The following is a 21814-nucleotide window of genomic DNA, read 5'->3' as shown; positions in this document are numbered from 1 at the left end:
CCTCTCTGCTGCAAAATTGGACTTAGCGCTTCTCGGGAATGCGAGCGGCCTTGCCCACACGGTCGCGGAGGTAGTACAGCTTGGCGCGGCGAACAGCACCATGGCGAACGACCTCGAGCTTGGCGATCTTGGGGCTGTGGAGGGGGAAGGTGCGCTCGACGCCCACGCCAAAGCTGATCTTGCGAACGGTGAAGGTCTCGCGGGAGCTGCCGCCGCTCATGCGGATGACGTCGCCCTGGAAGACCTGCTCACGCTCGCGGTCGCCCTCCTTGATGCGGTAGTGCACCTTGACGTTGTCGCCAACGCGAACCTGAGGGATGTCCTCGCGGATCTGCTGACGCTCGATTGCGCGGATGTAGTCCATGGTTTCCTCGTCTCTAGAGGTGCCGTCGAGAACCGAGCGGCACATAGGTTTACACACAAGAGAGAATAATAGCCCCCCATGTCGATGAGCGCAAACGTTGGAGGGGAACGTCTCCCCAATCTTTCAAACCCACACAGAAGGGGCGCCACCGACGTTCCGGTGACGCCCCCCTGGCGAATTATCGCAGCTTTAACCCCTACTTGGTGGGAAGTGTGTGCGGGCCACCATTGGAGCTGATCTTTGCCTGTGCGCCCGCGAGGCGTGCGATGGGCACGCGGTACGGGGAGCACGAGACGTAGTCAAGCCCGAGGTCGTAGTACATCTGGATGGAGTCCGGGTCGCCGCCGGTCTCGCCGCAGACGCCGCAGACGATCTTGTCGTTGGCCTTGTGACCACCCTCGACGCCCATCTTCACGAGCTTGGCGATACCGTAGTCGAGAGTCTCGAACGGGTTGGACTTGAGGATCTTCTTCTTGAGGTACAGGGGAACGAACGCACCCTCGACGTCGTCGCGCGAGTACCCAAAGCCCATCTGCGTGAGGTCGTTGGTGCCAAAGCTGAAGAAGTCGGCATACTTGCCGATCTCGTCGGCGGTGACGGCGGCACGCGGGATCTCGATCATGCAGCCGATGGGAATCTGGAGGTCAACGCCGGTCTGCTCGGAGACGGAAGCGATGACTGCCTCGATCTGCTCGCGCTCGACCTGCAGCTCCTGATAGGTGCCGACCAGCGGGACCATAATCTCGGGCCTGGGATCGAGGCCACGCTTCTTGAGGTGCGCCGCGGCGCCGGCGATGGCGCGAACCTGCATCTCGGTAAGCTCGGGGTACACGATGCCAAGACGGCAGCCGCGCAGTCCGAGCATGGGGTTGGCCTCCTGGAAGGAGTCCAGGCGTGCGAGCATGTCGCGACGTGCCTTGAGCTGGGTCTCGTTCTCGCCACGATCCTCGGCGTGCGCGAGCTCGACGGCGTATTCGCGCGGGTTGTCCAGGAACTCGTGCAGGGGCGGGTCGAGCAGTCGGACGATAACGGTCTTGCCGTCCATGGCCTCGAACATGCCCAGGAAGTCGTCGGTCTGGGCCTTGAGCAGCTGGCCGAGCGCAGCCTGCTTGTCGCCAGTACGGTCGGCGAGGATGAAGGTCTGGATGATCTGCTTGCGGTCGCCCAGGAACATGTGCTCGGTGCGGTCGAGACCGATGCCCTCGGCGCCGAAGTCGCGGGACAGCTTGGCGTCGGCGGGGTTGTCAGCGTTTGCGCGAACGCCGAACAGACGGCCGCGGGAGGCGTCGTGACGGACCTCGTCGGCCCACTCGAGGATGGTCTCGAGGTCGCCGGTGAGCTCGGGCCTGACCAGGGGCACCTCGCCCAGGATGACGTCGCCGGTGGTGCCGTTGATGGAGATCACGTCGCCCTCGTGCAGGACGATGTCGGTCCCGGTGATGGTGCATTCCTTGGCCTTGGCGTCAATCTTCAATGCCTCGGCACCGCAGACGCAGGGCGCACCCATACCACGGGCGATGACGGCCGCGTGCGAGGTCTTGCCACCGTGAGAGGTGAGGATGCCCTCGGCAGCGACCATGCCCTTGAGGTCGTCGGGCGTGGTCTCCCAACGCACGAGGATGCAGGGCTTCTCGATGTTGTGGTAGTGGACCGCGGCGTCAGAGGAGAACACGACGGCGCCCACGGCTGCACCAGGGCTGGCGTTCATGCCCTTGGCGACGACCTTGACCTTGGCCTTGGGGTCAAACTGCGGGTGCAGGAGCTGGTCGAGCTGCGAGGGGGCGACGCGCATGATTGCCTGCTCGCGCGTGATGCGGCCCTCCTCGACCATCTGCATGGCGACGCGGAGAGCGGAGAGCGCGGTGCGCTTGCCCACGCGCGTCTGGAGCATCCAGAGCTTGCCGTTCTCGATGGTGAACTCAAGGTCCATCATGTCGGCGTAGTGATCCTCGAGGATCTCGAAGACGTGGTAGAGCTCCTTGCCTGCCTCCTCGAGGCCGGGAATCTTCACCAGGTCGGAGATGGGCTCGGTGTTGCGGATGCCTGCCACGACGTCCTCGCCCTGGGCGTTGACCAGGAAGTCACCGTAGCGCTCGTTGGTGCCGTCGGCCGGGTTGCGCGTGAACGCGACGCCGGTGGCGGAGGTGTTGCCCTTGTTGCCGAAGACCATCACCTGGACGTTGACGGCGGTACCAAGGGTGTCGTCAATCTTGTTCTGCTTGCGGTACAGGATGGCGCGCTCGGTGTTCCAGGAGCCGAAGACCGCCTGCTCGGCGAGACGGAGCTGCAGATAGGGGTCCTGCGGGAACGACGCGACGCCCTCTGGCGCGACCTCGGGGTGCGCCGTGGAGTCGACGTTGACGGCGAAGATCCCCTTGAACGTCTCGGTGAGGTCCTTGAGGTCGTCGGCATCGAGCTCGGTGTCGAGCTTGACCCCGCGCTCCGCCTTCTTCTCGTTGATGGCGTCCTCGAAGAGCTGTCCGTCAACGCCCATGACGACGTTGGAGAACATCTGGACGAAGCGGCGGTAGGAGTCCCACGCAAAGCGGGGGTTGTTGGTCTGCTTCGCGAGGCCCTCGACCGACTTGTCGTTGAGGCCCAGGTTGAGGACGGTGTCCATCATGCCAGGCATCGAGAAGGGCGCGCCGGAGCGGACGGAGACGAGCAGGGGGTCGTCGGCATCGCCGATCTTCTTGCCCATGCGCTTCTCGAGGTCCTTGCGGTAGACGTCGATTTCGTCGAGGACGCCATCAGGCCACACGTTGCCGGCGCCCGAATACGCGACGCAGGTCTGGCAGGTGATGGTGAAACCGGGAGGGACGGGCAGGCCGATGTTGGCCATCTCGGCAAGGTTGGCGCCCTTGCCGCCCGTGATCCACTTCGCCTCGTCGACGGTCTTGCCGGCGACCTCGGTCACGTTGTCGCCGTTCTCGTCCTTCCCGAAGCGATACACATGCTTCTCAGCCATAGCACTCCTTCTGGTAGACGCTGGCCCGGAACTGCCGAACCGTTCCATACAGAAAATGCCTGACATCGAACCTGTCGACGCAGACATTTTCAATATCGGGATTTATTGTATCCAGCATCCCGTTTATGCGTTTGTCGGTCCATTCAACGGCGGTTATCCGCCCGTGAGAGGACCGTGTCCACCTTTGGGACGGCCTAGGGGTACCATGGGCCTGATTGCTACTGGACTTCCTGAACCTCCGTGTCGGTGCGGTGTCCGGGCTGGTAGATCGGCTCCTGGTCAGTGAGCGTGGAGAGGACCGTGATCGCGGGTCCGAGGAGGTCGATCGAGGGGATGCCCCTCTTGTCCAGCTCGCGACGGATGTCACGCCTGAGGTTGCGATCGACCAGCGTGTGGAACACGGCGACGGGCACCCCGGGATCGAGATTGCGGTCGAGGTAGTCCTTGACCATGTCGACCGAGCGGACGTTGCCGAGCTGCTTGATGATCACGGCATCCTCGCCAAACTGATCGGCAGCAGCCTCCACAACGCCAGCCGCGGTCTTGCCGCGGGCGTCGGACAGAACGAAGACTACCGGCGTAACGTTATCCATGACGTCATCGTCAAGGGAATCTTCTGGCATGTGCGTTCCTCCCAACTCTAAAGTGCGCCGCCCCCGAGGGGAAGGGCGGCGCCGACCCTACTTCTTCTTGGAGAGCGCCCCGATGTTGGCGACGCCCGAGAACACGCCGGCGAAGCGGTTGAGGAGCCTGAGGCGGTTCTCCCTTACCCTAGTGTCCTCATCCATGACGAGTACGTCATCAAAGAAACGGTCAATGGGCTCCCTCAGCTCGGCGAGGGCGCGGCAGACGGCAGGATAGTCACGGTTTGCCAACGCTTTCTCCACATTGGCCTCACCCTGCCTGCATGCCTCGAGCAGCGCAAGCTCCGCCTCGCCCATGCTCGCCTCGTCCGCCTCGCTCCCCAGGCTCGGGTCGGCGAGGTGCGCGGCGCGGGAGTAGGCAGTGGCGAGGTCGTCGAAGAGCTCCGGGGCCTCGGAGCGCGCGTCCTCGAGCGCATGCGCCCTCTGCAGGAACTCGTCTGGGTCGATGACGCCCACACCCGAGACCGCATCAATGGTGTCGGGAGAGATGCCCTCGTCACGGGCGATGGCGGAGAGCCTGCTCGCAAAGAAGGACGCGACGTCGGAGGCGACCTTCTCCGTATCGAACTCGAGGCCCTGGTCGGCATACGCCTTGAGGGAGCGCTCGATCAGCGCGGGAAGTGAGACCTGTGGCAGCGTGCGGAGGATGGCGATGACGCCCAGGGCCGAGCGGCGTACGGCGAAGGGGTCGGAGGAGCCTGTGGGCGGCTCGTCGATTGCGAACATGCCGCAGACGGTGTCGAGCTTGTCCGCGACGGCGACGCACTTGCCAACGATGCCCTGTGGGAGCTCGTCACCGGAGAAGCGGGGACGGTAGTGGTCCCTGATGGCATCTGCCACGCGGTCGTCCTCGCCCGAGGCCTTTGCGTAGTAGCCACCCATCACACCCTGCTGGCTGGTGAACTCGACGACGGCCTGCGTCACGAGGTCGGCCTTTGCGAGGTGCGCGGCGCGCCCGGCGAGACGGGCGATGTCCTCGCCCTCGCCGGCACCCGTCGCGACGGCAGGCGCGATGGCCTCCATGCGCTCGGTCTTCTGGAGCACGGTGCCGAGCTTCTCCTGGAACACGACGGACGAGAGCTTGGGCACGTAGTACTCCAGCGGATGCCTGAGGTCCTCGTCGTAGAAGAACTTGGCGTCGTAGAGGCGGGCGCGCACGACGCGCTCGTTGCCGTCAACCACGCGCTCGGAGCAGGCGGGGTCGGCGTTGGAGACCACGACGAACTCGCGCGTGAGGTTGCCCTCGGAGTCGTAGATGGGGAAGTAGCGCTGGTTGGAGAGCATCGACTCGCAGATGATCTCGTGCGGGACGGCGAGGAACTCCTCGTCGAAGGTACCTACCAGGACGGTGGGCCACTCGCAGAGGTTGACGACCTCGTCGAAGACCTTCTTGGGCATGTCGACGCGCGCACCGCCGCGCTCCTCCTCGACCTTGCGGACGCCGTCGAGGATGACCTGGCGGCGCCTCTCGGCGGAGAGGACCCCGCAGGACCCAAGCACGGCCTCGTAGGCAGAGGGCTCGCTCACCACGTGCTCGCCCGGACCGAGGACGCGATGGCCGCGCGTGACGTTACCGCTGGTGACGTCGGCGTAGGTCACGGGCACGACGTCCTGTCCGAGCAGGGCGCAGATCCAGCGGATGGGTCGCACGAAGGTCGCATGCTCGCTCCCCCACCGCTGGCTGCGGTAGTTGGGCCACTGGAGGCCAGCGATGGTCTCCTCCGAGAGCCTGGTCAGGATGGGGACCGCCGGCAGCGAGGGGATGCTCTTCTCGGCAAACACGTACTCCCTGCCGTCCGCGTCTACGCGGCGGACGAGCTCTGAGGCCTGGATGCCGAACTTGCGGGCGAAGCCGGCGGCAGCCTTGGTGGGATTGCCCTCCTCGTCAAAGGCGATCTTCGCGGCAGGCCCGCGCTTGACCTCGTGGACCTCGTCGGTGGCGGTGGCCACGGACGAGACGAGAACGGCGAGCCTCCTGGGGGACGAGACAACGCGGACGCCGCCGTGCGCGAGCCCCGCCTCGTCAAGGCCCTTCTCGACGAGGGAGCCGATCTGCTTGACCGCGTTGTTGAGGGGTGCCGAGGGCATCTCCTCGGTACCGATCTCGAGTAGGAAGTCCTTGCTGTCGGCCACCTAGGCCACCTCCCCCTTCTGCTGGCTGCCCTTCTCCGCGACCTTGGCGAGGTACGCCTCGCAACAGGCCTTTGCGATCGTCCTCACGCGAAGGATGTAGTTGGCGCGCTCGACCGCCGAGAGGGCACCGCGGGAGTCGAGGAGGTTGAACGAGTGGCTGCACTTCATGACGCAGTCGTAGGCGGGTAGCGGGAGCCCGGCGTCGAGGCAGGAGTGGCACTCGGCCTCGTAGTCGTCGAACTTCTGCCGCATCATCTGGACGTTGGCGACCTCGAAGTTGTAGGCGGAGAACTCACGCTCGTTCTCGAGGAACACGTCGCCATAGGTCATTGGCGTGCCGTCGGGAAGATAGCTCCACACCAGGTCGTACACCGAGTCCACACCTTGGGCATACATGGCGATGCGCTCGAGGCCATAGGTAATCTCGACGGGGACGGGGTCGACCTCGATGCCGCCCACCTGCTGGAAGTAGGTGAACTGCGTGACCTCCATGCCGTTGAGCCACACCTCCCAGCCGAGGCCCCAGGCGCCCAAAGTCGGGCTCTCCCAGTCGTCCTCGACGAAGCGCACGTCGTGGAGGGCTGGGTCGAGGCCGATTGCCTTGAGGGACCCCAGGTAGAGGTCCTGGGAGTCCTTGGGCGAGGGCTTGAGGAGCACCTGGAACTGGTAGTAGTGCTGCATGCGGTTGGGGTTCTCTCCGTAGCGCCCGTCCGCGGGGCGTCGGCACGGCTGCGGGTAGCAGGTGCGCCAGGCGTCTGGACCGAGCGAGCGCAGCGTGGTGGCCGTGTGGAAGGTGCCGGCACCCACCTCGCTGTCGTATGGCTGCATGACGGTGCAGCCCTGCCCCGCCCAGTAGTGTTCCAGCGCCAGGATCAGGTCCTGGAACGTCAGCGCTTTATCGCTGCTCATCGTGAAACTTCTCCCATCGTTGTTGTTATGCGCCTCAGAGAGCGCCGATGTCGCTTGGCGGCCAGGCGACGCAGACCACGTGCGACGTGATGCTGTCCTCGCTCACGGCGCCAAAGTAGCGCGAGTCGAGCGAGTTGGTCCTGTTGTCCCCCATGACCCAGACGTAACCCTCGGGGACCACGTAGGGATAGGAGATGGCCTCCTGCAGGCTTGGGGAGTGCTGGTCCAAGGGATACGAGGGCTTTCCCAGGGTGTAGGACTCGTCCAGGGCCTTGCCATCCACGTAGACCTTTCCGTCGACCAGGTTGACCGTCTGGCCTCCCGTGGCGACGACCCTCTTGACAAGCGTCGTGGAGGGGTCGTCGGGGTCCGTGAAGGTCACGATCTCGCCCGCGGAGACCGACGAGGTCTTGATGCTGACCTTCTCGCCGATGAGGCGGTCACCCTCCTGGATGGTCTCGAGCATCGAGCCGGAGGGGACGATGTACACCTCGGCGACGTACCTGCGGATGACGAGGGCCACGAGAAGCCCTGCGACGATGCAGAGGACGAGCTCGAGCCAGCCGGGAATGCGATGCCCCTTGCCCTCACTCCTCGCCATGGTCCACACCCCCCCTTCGCTCCTCGATAACGCTGCGCGCCAGCTCCCACTCCTGCGGCGTGAGACCCGCACCTTCAAGAAGGTCGGGCCGCCAGGCCGCCGTCCTGCGTATGGCGCTCTGGCGCCTCCACTCTCGCACCCGCTCGTGGTCCCCCGACAGGAGGACCTCGGGAACGCGCAGACCATCATAGTCCGCGGGACGCGTGTACTGGGCGTACTCCAGCAACCCGTCCGAGAACGACTCGTCCCTCGCGCTCATGTCGTCCCCGAGGGCACCGGGAAGGAGCCTCACGACCGAGTCAATCACCACAAGCGCGGCAAGCTCCCCACCCGTGAGGACGTAGTCACCCAGCGAGAGGGTCTCGTCCGCGAGCGTGTACGCCCGCTCGTCCATCCCCTCGTATCTGCCGCACACCAGTAGCACGCGGTCAAGGTGGGAGAGACGCTCGGCAACCCCCTCGTCGTAGCGGGTCCCGCAGGGTGAGAAGAACACGACGTGCGGGCGCCCGCCCCCACGCCCCGAGATGTCCCGAACGGCCTCGAAGATGGGGCCGGGCTTCATGAGCATGCCCTGCCCCCCGCCGAAGGGCGCATCGTCGACGGTGCGGTGCCGATCATGCGTCCAGTCGCGAAGGTCGTATGCCTCGAACTCCAGAATCCCCTGCCTCTGTGCGCGACCCATTATGGAGGCGTCGAGGTAGGGTGCGAACACCTCGGGAAACACGGAAAGGGTCTCGAACCTCATCGTCCGCCCCCAATCAGTCCCTCTGGAACGCTGACCTGGATGGGCCCCGCGGCGGGGACAGAGGACACCACCTCGTCGATGACGGGCAGCAGCACCTCACCCTGGGGGCCGTCCACGACCCACACGTCGTTGGCGGGACCCCTCATGACCTCGGTGATGGAGCCCAGGTCACCCAACCGGGAGTCCTTGACCGCCTTGCCGACCAGGGCGTCGGGGTCGTGGAGCTCGAACCCATGGGGAAGGTCGTCCCACCGGGCGAGCAGGGTACGCCCCACGAGGCGCTCGGCCGCATCGAGGTCGTCCACCCCAGAGAGCGAGGCGAGCATCCCCGCCTCGTCTCCCCTGGCAGACCTGACAACGCGGCTGCGCGGCCCCTTCAGCGCAGGAGGGACGACGTAGACCTCAAGCCCGTCACGCAGGAGAGGGGGAAGGCCGTGAACGGGAACCGTCACGACCTCCCCCCTCCTACCGTGAGCCTTGGTCACTCGAGCTATGGCTCTGTAGCGTGTATGCAACTGCCTACCCCAAGACCTCAACCTCGACGGAGGTTCCCACACGAGAGCCAAGCGCCCGGGCGAGCGTCCGAATCGCCTTGATCGTGCGGCCCTTCCTGCCGATGATCCTTCCGGCATCCTCCTCGTCGCAGGAGACCTCGATGAGGGCAGAGCCCTCGCTGTCGGTGACGTCGAGCGAAACCGCGTCCTCGTTGTTCACGAGGCCACAAACGATGTACTCGACGAGGTCCGCGACCTTGTCGGAGGGAAGCTCCTCATCAGAGCCCGTTGCCTGGTCGAGGGAATCGGCTTGATCCGCCATTTCCTCGGACACGGCACCTACTCCGCGGACTCGGCGGCGGCAGCAGCCTTGGCAGCGGCCTTCTTGGAGAGCTTCTGCTTCTTCTCGGGAGCGGGAGCACCGGTGCGAACGATGTCGATGAGGTGCGAGACGGTCGTGCTGGGCTGGGCACCCTTAGAGATCCACTCGTCGATCTTCTCGAGGTCGAGCTCGATCGTCTTGGGAGTGGTGAGCGGGTTGTAGCGACCGACCTGCTCGATGTAGCGACCATCGCGGGGCATGCGGCCGTCGGCAACGACGACGCGGTAGTACGGGCGCTTCTTTGCACCGTGACGGGCGAGACGAATCTTGACTGCCAAAATTGAACTCCTTCTTACGAGCGACGCTGTGGTCTGTGATGTGATGCGCCGCTAAACCACACAAAAGCCTATATATCATACGCCAGCGCGGGATTCCACCCAGCTACAAATTACGTGGAACTCAGAAATGTGGAGAGCTTCTAGCATAAGCCCTCAAAAAGGGCCATGTGGGAAGAATGTTAAGCAGGATTTCAGACCAGCGAAGTAAGCTAGCCAAAGTTGCTAAAAGCCAATGGTACTGGCTTTTGGGACACGGTTGGTTCCTTTCTAGGAGGTCACATTGAACATCTTGGTCGTAGAGGACGAGCGAAACCTCGCCGACGCCATAGTCCACATCCTCGAGGACGGCGGATACAACGCAGAGGCGGCCTACGACGGGAAGGCAGGGCTCACTGCCGCGCAGAGCGGCATGTATGACGCGGTCATTCTCGATGTGATGCTGCCGGGCATGGACGGACTCTCCGTCGTTCATGAGCTGAGGCACGAGGGCAACTCCATCCCGGTCATGGTGCTCACGGCGAGGACCTCCACCAACGACAAGGTCGAAGGCCTTGACGCCGGCGCTGACGACTACATGACCAAGCCCTTCGAGGCACCGGAGCTTCTCGCAAGGGTGAGGGCCCTCACGAGGCGCCAGGGTGACGTGGTCATCGACGAGCTCACCTTTGCCGACCTCAAGCTCGACCTCAACACCCACGACCTGAGCTGCGGCGATCGAACCGTGCACCTCTCCGGCAAGGAGTTCGAGGTCCTGAAGATGCTAATGAGCCCCACCGCCCGCGTGGTCTCGAAGCAGGACCTCCTCACCCGCGTGTGGGGAACCGACAGCGCGGCGTCCGAGAACTCGGTCGAGGCGTACGTCTCGTTCCTGCGGAAGAAGATGGCTCACATCCACTCCAACGTGCAGATCACCACGTTGCGCATGCTCGGGTACCGCCTGGAGGAGTTCAAGGCCCAGCAGTAGGAGGGCCGCAAGGTGCTCAAGAAGCTCAAGAGGAAGTTCATAATCATAGTCATGGCGCTCGTGGGATTCGTTCTCGCGGGCGTCCTTGGTTTCTCGCTACATGCAAGCTGGTCGGCGCAGCACGAGCTCATAGACCACGCCCTCGAGAGGAACCTTGAGGGCGACCTCAACTCGGTCCCCACCATCGGCGGCCCGCAGGGGTCCGACCACGGGGAGGGAATGCTCTCCATAGCGGTCATTGTTTCGGACGACGGAGTAATCTTGCAGACAAGCGACTCCCCCGCCCTCATCAGCACCGAGACCCTGAGGAGGGTCATCCGCACCGCCATCAGGTCGTCGGAAGACCGGGGGGTCATTTCCGAGAGGCACATCGCCTGGAGGCGCGCGGTGCAGAGCGATGGCAGCGTGCGAATCTCGATGGTTGACACCGCGGCGGCCGACCGCAGCTTCAGCAACCAGGTCGTGCGCGACGGGGAGATCATGGTGCTTGCAATGCTCGCCATGTTCTTCATCTCGTGGAAGCTCGCCGATTGGTCGCTCAAGCCCGTGGCAGACGCCTGGGACCGGCAGAGGAGGTTCATCTCAGACGCATCGCACGAGCTCAAGACCCCGCTTTCGGTCATTCTGGCCAACTCGCAGATCCTTCTGAAGGACGGCAACCTCGGTGACGAATCCCGCCGCTGGGTGCAGAGCACTCAGGACGAGGCGACGCACATGAAGAACCTGGTCAATGACCTGCTGCAGCTTGCGAAGACGGACGAAGGCGCGGGAGGCTCCACGTCTGCGTTCACCAAGAAGGACGTGGACTTCTCGGAGATCGTGGACTCCTGTGCCCTGGAATTTGACGCGGTCGCCTTCGATCGCGGCGTCATGCTCGACTCAAACGTGGAAGAGGGAATCCACCTGCAGGGCGATCCCGAATGGCTGGGCCGCCTCGCCAAGATCCTCATCGACAACGCCACGAAGTACGCCCGCAAGGGAACCGAGGTCAAGGTGACTCTCAAGCGGACGTCGCAGCACATCGTGCTGAGCGTCAACAACCAGGGCGACCCCATCGACCCCGAGGACCTGCCGCACCTGTTTGACCGCTTCTACCGAAGCGACAAGGCACGGAGCCGCGGCGAGGGCGAGCAAGGCGGCTTTGGGCTGGGCCTCGCAATCGCCAAGGGCATCGCAGAGGTCCACGGCGGAACCATCAGGGCAACGAGCACGAAGGCGGACGGAACGACCTTCACCGTGACGCTCTAATGCCACCCATTGGCAGGGGCCCGGGGACGACGTCACCCCCGGGTCCTTTCCCTATACTTCTTGCCATGGAAGAGAGAAGCGAACAGCCATTTGACGCGGCGGCATGGCATGGCCCCGCAATCGGTCTCCTCGACCTCGACGCCTTCTTCGCGTCGGTCGAGATGCTCGACCACCCCGATTGGCGGGGGAAGCCGGTCATCGTGGGAGGCTCCCCCGAGGAGCGCGGGGTCGTCTCGACCGCCTCGTATGAGGCGCGTCGCTATGGCGTCCACTCCGCAATGCCCTCGTTCCAGGCGCAGCGCCTCTGCCCGCAGGCGATCTGGACGCACGGGCACTTTGACCGCTACCGCGAGGTGTCGCGGGAGGTCATGTCGTTCCTCTCGGACGAGACGCCCCGCGTGCAGCAGATGTCCATCGACGAGGCGTTCTTTGACGTCACGCCCGGCAGGTGGTCGCGCGAGAGCCCCGTGGCCATCTGCCGGCGCATCCAGGCGCGCGTGTTCGAGCTGGGCATCACCTGCTCCATCGGTCTGGGTACGAGCAAGACGGTCGCGAAGATCGCCTCGGAGCGCCAGAAGCCGCGCGGCCTCACGGTGGTGACCCCAGGCACCGAGGCGGAGTTCCTCTCCCCCCTGCCCGTCAGCGCCATGAGCGGGATAGGGCCAGCAACGGAGAAGCGGCTGGAGGCCATGGGGGTGAGGACCCTGGGACAGCTCGCGAAACAAGACGGAGAGCGTATGGAGCGTGCCTTGGGCTCGTTTGGGCCGACGCTCGTGCTGCGCGCCGCTGGATTGGAGCGAAGCTCCGTTGCGATGCTCTCGGACGCCGAGGAGCCCAAATCCGTCTCGAACGAGCGCACCTTCCCACGCGACCTCACAACTCGCCAGGAGCTGGCTGCGGCGATTGGGCATGTGAGCGAACTCACGGGCAGACGCCTGAGGAAGCGTGGGCTCAGGGGAAGCCTCGTGACGCTCAAGCTCAAGTTCGACCGACAGCACACGCACACGGCGCAGCGGCGCCTCCCCTCCCCCAGCGACGACGAGCACGAGTTTGGCCCGGTGGCCCTCTCGCTGCTCGATGGCCTCTGGCGGGAGGGGACGCCCGTCCGGCTTGTTGGCGTAGGGCTGAGCGACTTTGGTCCCCAGAGGCCCACACAGCTTACGCTCTTTGCGTCGGGGGACGAGAAGGGCGCCGACCCCTCGCTCCGCCGCCTCTCGTCCGTGACGGACGAGGTGCGGCGCAAGTTTGGGGACGACGCCCTTGGCTACGGGAGGGACCTCAGGCTGAGAGGCCGCTGAGGCACCCGGGCACTACTCCTCCGATGCAGGCTCTCCCTTGGAGACGGACAGCCCGAGGTCGACCCTCGGCGCCTCGCCCCACAGGCTCTCTAGTCGGTAGAAGTCCCTGGCCTCGGGCTTGAACACGTGCACCACGACGCTGCCGTAGTCGAGGAGGACCCAGTCTGACCCGCCGCGGCCCTCCATCGAGAGGGGGCGCTCGTCGCAGTTGACCCTGACCTTCTCCTCGATACCGTCGAGGATCGCGTCCATCTGGGGCTTGTTCTGCGCGGTGCAGATAAGGAAGTAGTCGCAGATGTCCGAGACCTGGGAGAGGTCGAGCAGGACGATGTCGGCGGCCTTCTTGCCGTCTGCCGAGGCGGCGGCGACCTTTGCGAGCTGGAGCGGTGTGACTGTCATTCGTATTCCTTCCGAGTGCGGCTAGGCGCCCGTCCGTCCCAGGACGAGCCGATTGTATATGTCAATGGTACCCGGATAGAGGTACCTGCGCGTCTGGACCACGTACTCCACCCCGCCGCAGAACGACTCCGCGTACACCTCGCTCAGCGGCGCGTGCCCCCTCACCATGTCCCTGACGTGCTCGATGCCCGCAGACCCCTTGCGAAGCGGCTCGATCCCGTCGGCAACGAAGAGCACCATGTCGAGGGCGCTCATCTTGTCGGAGCCAACGGTGTGAAGCGAGATCGCCCGCCACACCGCCTGCGGGAGCTCCGGATAGAGCGAGGGGAGCTCGTGCGCCGCCGTGATGCCATGCAGGAGAGGTGCCACAAGCTCGAGGTCCACGCCCATGTCAACCCCCATGTCGCGCGCCCGCGAGACGAGTTCGTGGGTGGGCACGACCTTATCCCAGTCATGCAGGATGCCTGCGACACGAGCCTGGAAGGGGTCCACCCCATACTCCACGGCCATGTCCTGCGCGGTCCTGGCGACGGAGAGGGAGTGTGCGTACCGCTTTGGCTTGACCTCCGCCATCCTGGCCTTGAGGTCTCCCTCAAGGCGGTGCACGATGCGCTCCTGCTCCGCATTCAGGACGTCGCCGTCACGAACGCCTTCCATATGCATCCCCCTCAACCGAGCCGTACCTGGTCTGCCTCACGCCATAGAGGTTGTGCTTGTGTATGTAGCCCGTCACTGAGTCTGGGGTGAGGTACCTCAGGCTCTGCCCGCGAGAGACCCTTCCCCTGAGATAGCTGGACGAGATCGCCAGGGCTGGCACCTCCAGGTAGGTCACGTCAAACCGGAACGGGGACCCCTCGATCGCGCGCTCGGCCCTCGCCAGGTCATACCCCGGCCTTGTGGCACCAACCAGATGGGCGAGACGGGCGATTCTTCCCGCGTCGCGCCACCTCACGATGTCTGCGATGGCATCCGCGCCCGTGATGAAGTAGAGCTCCACGTTGTCCGCGTAGATGCCACGGAGTATCTCTAGCGTGTCTGCCGTGTAGGTGACCCCCGGCCTGTCGACCTCGAACCTGCTTGCGACAAAATGCGGGTTGTCCGACGTCGCCAGCAGCGTCATCGCATAGCGGTCCTCCCCCGAGCTGACCTTCTTGTCGAGCTTGAAGGCCGGCCGCCCGGCAGGCATGAACACCACGACGTCCAGCCCCAGGTCGTCGAACGCCTGCTCGGCAGCAACCAGGTGTCCGTTGTGGATGGGGTCGAAGGTCCCGCCCATGATCCCCAGGCGGTACGTCACCTTGGGGTCGCGACCCAGGAGCGGTAGGTCGCCCTTTCGGACGACGCCCTCCGCAAGCCGCTCGATCTCTTGCTCCTCGAGTGCCATAGTCGCCCCCTACAGCACCAGCAGCTCGTCGCGGTGAATCGCGGGCTGCCCGGCCTTCTCGGGGAGGAAGCGCGCTATCACGTCGAGCCTGAGGCCACGCACCCGAACCATGTCATCTGAGGAGAAGCGCGTTACGCCTCGCCCCAGAAGGAACCCGTCGGGAGAGAGGACGTTGACCACGTCTCCCTCCTCGAAGGGGCCTCGGACCTCCGCGATGCCGACGGGAAGGATGGAGGCGCCGTTCTGGGTAACGGCGCGCGTGGCGCCCTGGTCCAGGACGATGGCACCATGGACGACCTCCGCGAGCCCGATCCAGAGCTTTCTCCCGCTCTCGCGCGGGTTGGACGGGCTGGGCCTAAAGACGGTGCCGGTACCCTCGCCATGCACGGTCCTAACGAGCACCCCGTCCTCCCTGCCACGGCAGATCGCCATGGGAATCCCCGCCGCAAGGGAGGCGCGGGCGGCACGGAGCTTGGTGGCCATGCCCCCCGTCCCAACCGAGGAGCCGGCCCCACCAGCCATTGCGGCGATCTGCGGGGTGATCTCGTCCACGACCGGGATGAGGCGCGCCGTGGGGTCGCGCTGCGGGTCGGCGGTGTAGAGGCCGTCCACGTCGGAGAGGATCACGTAGAGGTCGGCCCCCACGAGGGACGCTACGATGGCGCCCAGGGTGTCGTTGTCGCCAAAGGCGAACTCGGCCACCGAGACGGTGTCGTTCTCGTTGACCACAGGTACGGCACCGAGTTCTAGGAGGCGCGTGAGCGTGGTGCGGGCGTTGAGGTAGCCCTCGCGGTCCGCGACGTCACGACGGGTGAGAAGCACCTGCCCGCAGGGGATCCCACGCCTGGCGAGCTCCTCTGCATAGGCCTCTGTGAGCGATGCCTGGCCGGCCGAGGCGCATGCCTGGAGCGTGGCCATGTCCGAGGGCCGCTCGTCGAGGGAGAGGCGCTCGAGCCCCGCCGCGACCGCTCCGGAGGAGACGACGACCACACCGTACCCCTCGCCCACGAGGGTCGAGACCTGGCCACAGAGGGACGAGATGAACGCACGGTCCGGCCTGCCGTCCGGTCCCACCAGGATCGAGGAGCCGAGCTTGCAGACGATGACGCGCCTGCCCTCCATCAGGACTCCTCCCCAGCTTGGCCATCGACGATCTCTTCGACGAGGGCGTCGTCGGTGTCGTCGAGCTCCGAGTAGTCGTCCTGCGCCCCCTCGCCCTCAAACTCGAAGGAGAAGCCCAGTATGCGGACCTCGTCGCCCGGTTTGACCCCGGCACGGGTGAGCTTCTCGTCGAGGCCGGCGCGGTCGAAGCGATGCTGGAGGTACGAGACCGCCTCGTCGTTGTTCCAGTCGGTCTGGACCACCATGCGCTCGATCGCACCACCCGAGACCCTCCATATGCCCCTGGACTCCTGGGCAATGTGGATGGCGCGGTCCCTCCTCTGGCGCTCCCACTCCATCTCCTGGTTGGTGAGCCCGTCCTCCTCCTCGACGACGGCCTGCGCCCTGAGGTCCTTCACCATGAGGGCGCACTCGGTCACGAAGTCCTCCAGCCCCTCGCCGGTTGCGGCGGAGACGGCAAAGAACTTGTGGCCGTCGGCCTCCGCCTCCCTGCGAACGCGCTCCACCGCCTCCTCGTACCCGGGGATGTCGCACTTGTTGGCAACGACGATCTGGGGCCTCTCGGCAAGCTCGCTGGCGTAGGCGGAGAGCTCTGCGTTGATGGTGTGGTAGTCCTCCGCGGGGTCGCGCCCCTCGTAGCCGCCCGTGACGTCAACTACGTGGATGATGAGGGCGGTCCTCTCGATGTGGCGAAGGAACTGGTGACCCAGCCCCTTGCCCTCGCTGGCGCCCTCGATCAGGCCGGGGACGTCGGCAACGACGAAAGAGTCGCCAAGCTTGGACCGCGCGACACCGAGGTTGGGCGTGAGCGTGGTGAAGGGATAGTCGGCGATCTTGGGGCGCGCCGCGGAAATCCTGGCGATGATGGAGCTCTTACCCACCGACGGCATGCCCACGAGCGCGGCATCGGCCATGAGCTTCATCTCGAGCTCGATCCAATGCTCGAGGGCAGGCTCACCCTTCTCGGCGAAGGCGGGGGCCCTTCTCACCGACGTGACGAAGTGGATGTTGCCCCTACCACCCATGCCGCCCGGGGCAACGATGACCCTCTGTCCGGGCTTTGTGAGGTCGGCGATCTGGTACAGGGGCTTCATGGTAATGGGGTCAAGCTCCCTCACGACCGTGCCGAGGGGAACGCGCAGGACGAGGTCCTCGCCGTCACTCCCGTGCCTGCGGGCACCCTTGCCGTGTGTGCCGCGCTCCGCCCTGAAGTGATGCTTGTACCTGAAGTCGATGAGGGACGAGAGCTGTGGGTCGGTGGCGAGGACGACGTCTCCTCCCCGGCCACCGTCCCCGCCGTCGGGACCGCCCTTGGGAACGAACGCCTCGCGGCGGAACGACATGCACCCCGCCCCTCCGTCGCCCCCCTTGACATTGATCCTGCATAGGTCGGTAAACGTGCTGGTTGGCATGATGGCCTCCCCACTTGGTGCTACCAGCGGGGAATCCCCGCTCTAGATGCAAAAAAGGCGCCCCAATGGGAACATTGGGGCGCCAAACATTCTATGCGATAGGGCTACGCAGTACGAACGTGAACGTAGTGCTTCGCACCCTTGGTGAACTCGACCGTGCCGTCCGCGAGGGCGAACAGGGTGTCGTCCTTGCCGCGGCCAACGTTCTCGCCCGGGGTAATGTGGGTGCCGCGCTGACGGACGATGATCTGACCAGTCTTGATGGACTGCCCGCCATAGATCTTGGTGCCGAGACGCTGGGCGTTGGAGTCGCGCCCGTTGCGAGAGGAGCCCAGACCCTTCTTGTGTGCCATTGTGATACCTGCCTATCTGAAGATGTTACAAAGCCGGGAACGCTACTCCTCGGTGCTGGCGGACTTCGCCGCAGCGCCCTCCAGGGGAAGCTCGGAGATCTGGAGCTTGGTGAGGTTCTGACGGTGACCCTTGGTGCGGTGATAGCGCTTGCGCTTGTGGAACTTGAAGACGAGCTGCTTCTCGCCCTTGAACTGGTCCAGGACCTGGGCGGTGACCTTCTTGCCCTCGAGCGTGGCAGCGTCAACGATGGTCTGCTTGCCGTCGTTCAGAAGGAGAACGTCAAGCTCGACGGAGTCGCCAGGCTGCGCGTTGAGCTTCTCGACATCAATGATGTCGCCCTTGGCAACCTTATACTGCTTGCCACCAGTGGTAACGATTGCGTACATGTGTGAGCCCTTCATTACTGGTTGTAGTGCAACAGCCAACTATCATACTAGCGATGGGCCGCCCGGTCAACAGAACGCCACAGTTCGCGAACAGACCACGCCTTGCACAGAATAGCGGGCAGACGCCTACTCTGACCTCGTCCCAAGCCCCTCCACAAGAGAACCATCAACCCCCTCGTGCCACAGGCCGACACGGCACACGGAGTAGGACGGCACCTCTCGCCCAAGGACCCCCTGAGCCGCCGAGAGGAGAACTGCCGGCCTGAGCGACGCCTGGTTCGTGGCCCGCGTCTGGAGCGTGAGCACCCCCGGCTCACCCCAACCCCACCCGACGAGGGTCTGGGTCAGGTCCACGACCTTTCTCTTCTCTCCCCTTAAGTACTCGAGGGAGCCGCGGTTGAGAAGCTGCCGCAGGGCGTCGTCGAGGGCGGCACGGTCGACCCCCTGGGAGAAGGAGACCTCCCAGGCAGAGCGGGTGAGCCATGCCTCGAGCGCGGGAAGCTCCCTGGGGACGTAACCGCACCTCAGGGGAGCAAGTCCGCCGGGCGTGGCATCCCCAAGCCTGCAGAGCGCATCTTTCTCGCCAACGCGTTCGGTCAGAAGCAGGTCGTAATACTCGCAGCGGGACGAGGCGCCAACGGGGAGCGCCTGGGAGAACTGGAGCCTGATGCGGCGCGCGAACCCGTTGCCCACCGAGAACGGGAGCCCGGACCGGCGGATGCAGCGGCCCATGGTGTTTATCACCTCGAGGTGGCCCAGGTAGGCCAAGCGCCCGTCCTTGCCGTACTCGACGCGAAGCCTGTGGAGCTGCTCCCTACCTGGCATGGCGATCACCCCAGATCACGTTGTCGACCCCCAGCGTGGGACACACCCCGCACCCCGTGCAGCTGGTCATGGTGCAGTCAGGGGTGGTCACTCCCTGAGCAGCTCGCCTCCACTCCCGCTGGAGGAAGCCCTTGGAGACCCCCGGGCTCGTGTGCTCCCACGGAAGCTCGACGTCGAGGGAGAGAGGTGCGCTCGCAACATCCACCATGTCGATGCCGACAGCACGAGCCGCCTCCTCCCAGCGCGAGAAGTCGAACTGGTCCGTCCAGGCATCGAAGCGGCACCCATGCCGCCATGCCTCCAGAATCAGGTCGAAGCCACCGCGCCCGACCTTCGAGAGCACCGCCTCGACCAGGGAGACCTCGGCGTCGTGGTAGCTCACCCGGATGTCTCGGTCGTGCGTGGACGAGAGGAGCAGGGCCTGCCGCCTGCGCACCTCGGAAAGTTCCAGCTGAGGGGCCCACTGGAACGGCGTGTGCGCCTTGGGCACGAACACGGCGACCGAGATCGAGACCGAGACGCCGCTCTTGCGGCCACGGCCAACGACCTCGCGCCCGATGTCCAGCACGCGCTGCGCGACCTCGGGAATCGCGACGATATCCTCGTCCGTCTCGGTGGGGAGGCCAATCATGAAGTAGAGCTTCATGCGCCTCCAACCGCGCTCGAAGGCGTTACGTGCCGCAGCCTCGATGTCGTCCTCGGTAACGTTCTTGTTGATCACGTCGCGAAGGCGCTGCGTGCCCGCCTCGGGAGCAAACGTGAGACCACCCTTCTTGGAGCCGCCGACCTCCTGGGCCATCTGGACCCCAAACGAGTCGAGTCGTTGCGAGGGAATGGAGACTCTCACGCCTTGAAGGGAGAGGTCCGCGTTGAGCCGGTGCAGCATGCCCGCGCACTGGGAGTGGTCTGTCGTCGAGAGCGAGGTGAGCGAGACCTCGTCGTACCCCATCCGCGCCAGCCCCTCCTCTGCAGCCCTCACGACTTGCTCGGCAGGGCGCTCCCTCACCGGTCGGTAGGTGATCCCCGCCTGGCAGAACCGGCACCCCCGGGCACACCCGCGCAGGACCTCCACCGCGAGCCTGTCTTGAACCAGGCCAACGTAGGGGACGATCTTCTGCGGAAGGGGATCGGTCGCGGAGAGGTCGGGGATGCACCTCTTCCTCACGACCCTGGGGGCGCCGCTTCCCGGCTTGGGGACGGCCTTGCCCCACCGCGTGGTGGTCGGGCCGACCTCGACCTGGTACAGCGAGGGAACGTAAACCCCATCGAGACGCGCAAGCGCCGCAAGGATTTCGGAACGCGATGCACCCCTGCCCCTGAGGTCCCGGACGAGGGAGCACATCTCGACGAGCCCCTCCTCGCCGTCCCCGAGGAGTATCGCGTCGAACATGGGGCTGACCGGCTCGGAGTTCCACACCGAGGGGCCCCCGGCAAAGACGACCGGGTCGTCCTCGGACCGCTCCTCGGCGCGCAGGGGGATGCCCGCGAGGTCGAGGGCCTCGACGATGTTGGTGCATGCCATCTCGTGCGCGAGGGTGAACCCCACGACGTCGAACGAGGCGACGGGAGACGACGTCTCGAGCGAGAGGAGAGGGATCCCCTCCTCCCGCATGAGGTCTGCCATGTCAACCCAGGGAAGGAAGCCCCTCTCGCACGACATGCCCTCCTGGCGGTTGATGGCCTGGTAAAGAATCGCAATACCCAGGTTTGGCTGCCCCACGTCGTAGACGTCGGGATAGATCATGCACGCGTGGAAGGGCCCGTCCTGGCTCTCGACGGCGCCCCACTCGTGATCAAGGTACCGCGAGGGCTTCTCGACCCTGCCAAGGAGCGGCTCGAGCCTGGGGTACCAGTCCTGCCTGGGAAGCCTCACTCGCCATCACCACCCAACGAGATGTAGACGGAACCTGCGGGGCGGTGCCCCTCTCTCCCCCGCTGGCGAAGAATCTGGGAGAGACGCGCGGACAGCTCCTCGACGCCCTTCCCGATGCCCCCGACGGCGGCCTCGGCGACCCCCTGGGGAGTCATCCCCGAGGCGCAGGCGCTGGCGACGGCCCCCGTGACGACGGTCCCGGCAAAGGCGACGCCGCCCCTCACCGCCCAGGCGAGCGGCGGGAGCGCACGCGAGACGGAGCGCGAGACGGAGCGATACCCCAACCCAGCGAGCACGACGCCGCCGGCGATCAGGCCAAAGTCGGAGACCGAGAGCCTGCGGTCATAGGCTGCAGCGACATCGAAGGCGAGACGCGCCTGGCTTGCCGCCATGACGGGGAGGTCCGCCCCGGGAAGGAGGTCGACGACGCCCACTCCCACGTTCGCGAGGGCGCTTGACCTGACGAGCGATCGCACCACGCCTTGGCGGCAGGCGGGAATCCCCGCTGCCAACGCGATGGACTTGGAGGGACAAGCACCCACGAGCCACTCGCAGAGCTTGTCGACCGCAACGCGCTCGTCGGCAGCCGAGAGATAGGTGACCAGGCTTGCGACCTGCTCGCTCGCCAGGATTGGACGCTCCTCCACCTGCGAGCAGACGAGGATGGCTGCAGGGGTGCCCATGCGTGCCGCCTCCACCGCGCGGTCAGCGGCGACCTCGGGGCTGCCGGGGAGGACGACCAGTGCGTCTAGCCCGGCAGGAACCTGTGACCCAAGGGGGAGCGCCGAGACGAAGGTGGTCTCGTTCTGCGGGAGAAGCGCCTCCCTGACCGCCCGAGCGATGGTGGCGGATGCGCCCTCGCCGACCATCACGGCAAGCGAAACCCCCTCCGACCGACGGCGCTGAGACTCCCGCCCCGATCCCACGACCCTAGCGACATCACCCAGCGTGAGGGAATGCCTTCTCGCCATAGCGCCCTCCTGCAAAACCGAATGAACCAAAACAAGCTTGCGACTAAGCCATTCTACCCA

The 21814-nt window shown here is 65.4% G+C and carries 23 protein-coding genes; 3 read left to right on the top strand and 20 right to left on the bottom strand.

From position 1 onward, the window contains the following. Positions 1–22: 22 nt before the first annotated feature. The 10 genes from rplS to rpsP all read right to left on the bottom strand — a co-directional run bounded on the left by rplS (position 23) and on the right by rpsP (position 9518). Positions 23–364, bottom strand: a complete 342-nt coding sequence (gene rplS / locus FYJ68_RS08920; protein ID WP_154435868.1) for a 50S ribosomal protein L19 — start codon at positions 362–364, stop codon at positions 23–25. Positions 365–560: 196 nt separating this feature from the next. After that, a complete protein-coding gene (gene ppdK / locus FYJ68_RS08915; protein WP_154435867.1) occupies positions 561–3332 on the bottom strand; it encodes a pyruvate, phosphate dikinase in 2772 nt (923 codons plus the stop codon). Between the two features lie 218 nt (positions 3333–3550). After that, positions 3551–3955, bottom strand: coding sequence for a kinase/pyrophosphorylase (locus FYJ68_RS08910; protein ID WP_154435866.1), 405 nt, complete (start codon positions 3953–3955; stop codon positions 3551–3553). Between the two features lie 57 nt (positions 3956–4012). Further along, a complete protein-coding gene (glyS, locus tag FYJ68_RS08905; protein ID WP_326832304.1) occupies positions 4013–6109 on the bottom strand; it encodes a glycine--tRNA ligase subunit beta in 2097 nt (698 codons plus the stop codon). Beyond that, a complete protein-coding gene (locus FYJ68_RS08900; RefSeq protein ID WP_154435865.1) occupies positions 6110–7018 on the bottom strand; it encodes a glycine--tRNA ligase subunit alpha in 909 nt (302 codons plus the stop codon). Between the two features lie 34 nt (positions 7019–7052). After that, positions 7053–7619, bottom strand: coding sequence for a signal peptidase I (gene lepB, locus FYJ68_RS08895; protein WP_154435863.1), 567 nt, complete (start codon positions 7617–7619; stop codon positions 7053–7055). Beyond that, a complete protein-coding gene (gene trmD, locus FYJ68_RS08890) occupies positions 7606–8364 on the bottom strand; it encodes a tRNA (guanosine(37)-N1)-methyltransferase TrmD (protein WP_154435861.1) in 759 nt (252 codons plus the stop codon). The genes lepB and trmD overlap by 14 nt, the downstream gene beginning before the upstream one ends. Continuing rightward, on the bottom strand, positions 8361–8849 hold the full coding sequence (locus FYJ68_RS08885) for a ribosome maturation factor RimM (protein ID WP_326832303.1): 489 nt from the start codon (positions 8847–8849) through the stop codon (positions 8361–8363). The genes trmD and FYJ68_RS08885 overlap by 4 nt, the downstream gene beginning before the upstream one ends. Before the next feature lie 34 nt (positions 8850–8883). Then, a complete protein-coding gene (locus FYJ68_RS08880) occupies positions 8884–9180 on the bottom strand; it encodes a KH domain-containing protein (protein WP_154435914.1) in 297 nt (98 codons plus the stop codon). A gap of 17 nt (positions 9181–9197) precedes the next feature. After that, positions 9198–9518 (bottom strand): 30S ribosomal protein S16, encoded by a 321-nt coding sequence (gene rpsP, locus FYJ68_RS08875; protein WP_154435857.1) that lies wholly within the window; start codon positions 9516–9518, stop codon positions 9198–9200. Positions 9519–9798: 280 nt separating this feature from the next. Between rpsP and FYJ68_RS08870 the strand changes: the two genes are divergently transcribed. The 3 genes from FYJ68_RS08870 (at position 9799) to dinB (ending at position 13028) form a co-directional block, all read left to right on the top strand. Next, positions 9799–10482: a response regulator transcription factor gene (locus FYJ68_RS08870; RefSeq protein ID WP_154435855.1), complete on the top strand. Its 684-nt coding sequence runs from the start codon at positions 9799–9801 to the stop codon at positions 10480–10482. Positions 10483–10494: 12 nt separating this feature from the next. Next, positions 10495–11730 (top strand): sensor histidine kinase, encoded by a 1236-nt coding sequence (locus tag FYJ68_RS08865; protein ID WP_326832302.1) that lies wholly within the window; start codon positions 10495–10497, stop codon positions 11728–11730. 65 nt (positions 11731–11795) lie between these two features. Continuing rightward, positions 11796–13028, top strand: coding sequence for a DNA polymerase IV (gene dinB / locus FYJ68_RS08860; RefSeq protein ID WP_154435853.1), 1233 nt, complete (start codon positions 11796–11798; stop codon positions 13026–13028). A 12-nt stretch (positions 13029–13040) separates the two neighbouring features. Here dinB and rsfS read toward each other — a convergent pair whose 3' ends face one another. From rsfS to FYJ68_RS08810, 10 genes are all read right to left on the bottom strand, one after another. Continuing rightward, a complete protein-coding gene (rsfS, locus tag FYJ68_RS08855; RefSeq protein ID WP_154435851.1) occupies positions 13041–13427 on the bottom strand; it encodes a ribosome silencing factor in 387 nt (128 codons plus the stop codon). Positions 13428–13448: 21 nt separating this feature from the next. Beyond that, on the bottom strand, positions 13449–14084 hold the full coding sequence (gene yqeK, locus FYJ68_RS08850; RefSeq protein ID WP_229772154.1) for a bis(5'-nucleosyl)-tetraphosphatase (symmetrical) YqeK: 636 nt from the start codon (positions 14082–14084) through the stop codon (positions 13449–13451). Then, positions 14068–14811: a nicotinate-nucleotide adenylyltransferase gene (gene nadD / locus FYJ68_RS08845; RefSeq protein ID WP_154435848.1), complete on the bottom strand. Its 744-nt coding sequence runs from the start codon at positions 14809–14811 to the stop codon at positions 14068–14070. The genes yqeK and nadD overlap by 17 nt, the downstream gene beginning before the upstream one ends. Positions 14812–14820: 9 nt before the next feature. Beyond that, positions 14821–15933, bottom strand: a complete 1113-nt coding sequence (gene proB, locus FYJ68_RS08840; protein WP_154435847.1) for a glutamate 5-kinase — start codon at positions 15931–15933, stop codon at positions 14821–14823. After that, a complete protein-coding gene (gene obgE, locus FYJ68_RS08835; protein ID WP_154435846.1) occupies positions 15933–17345 on the bottom strand; it encodes a GTPase ObgE in 1413 nt (470 codons plus the stop codon). Before obgE ends, proB begins: the two co-directional genes overlap by 1 nt. Positions 17346–17449: 104 nt before the next feature. Continuing rightward, positions 17450–17698, bottom strand: a complete 249-nt coding sequence (rpmA, locus tag FYJ68_RS08830) for a 50S ribosomal protein L27 (RefSeq protein WP_154435845.1) — start codon at positions 17696–17698, stop codon at positions 17450–17452. Positions 17699–17740: 42 nt separating this feature from the next. Then, a complete protein-coding gene (rplU, locus tag FYJ68_RS08825; RefSeq protein WP_154435844.1) occupies positions 17741–18085 on the bottom strand; it encodes a 50S ribosomal protein L21 in 345 nt (114 codons plus the stop codon). Positions 18086–18211: 126 nt separating this feature from the next. After that, a complete protein-coding gene (locus FYJ68_RS08820) occupies positions 18212–18910 on the bottom strand; it encodes a TIGR03936 family radical SAM-associated protein (RefSeq protein WP_154435843.1) in 699 nt (232 codons plus the stop codon). After that, complete coding sequence (locus tag FYJ68_RS08815; protein ID WP_326832301.1) at positions 18900–20783, bottom strand: TIGR03960 family B12-binding radical SAM protein; 1884 nt, start codon at positions 20781–20783, stop codon at positions 18900–18902. Before FYJ68_RS08815 ends, FYJ68_RS08820 begins: the two co-directional genes overlap by 11 nt. After that, positions 20780–21754, bottom strand: a complete 975-nt coding sequence (locus FYJ68_RS08810) for a hypothetical protein (protein ID WP_154435842.1) — start codon at positions 21752–21754, stop codon at positions 20780–20782. The genes FYJ68_RS08815 and FYJ68_RS08810 overlap by 4 nt, the downstream gene beginning before the upstream one ends. Between the last annotated feature and the right edge of the window lie 60 nt (positions 21755–21814).

The organism is Olsenella porci, assembly GCF_009695875.1.
In the GTDB taxonomy this organism is placed as follows: Bacteria; Actinomycetota; Coriobacteriia; order Coriobacteriales; family Atopobiaceae; genus Olsenella_H; species Olsenella_H porci.
The sequence above is the reverse complement of the archived record's forward strand: the minus strand, read 5'-3'. Positions and strand labels throughout refer to the sequence as shown.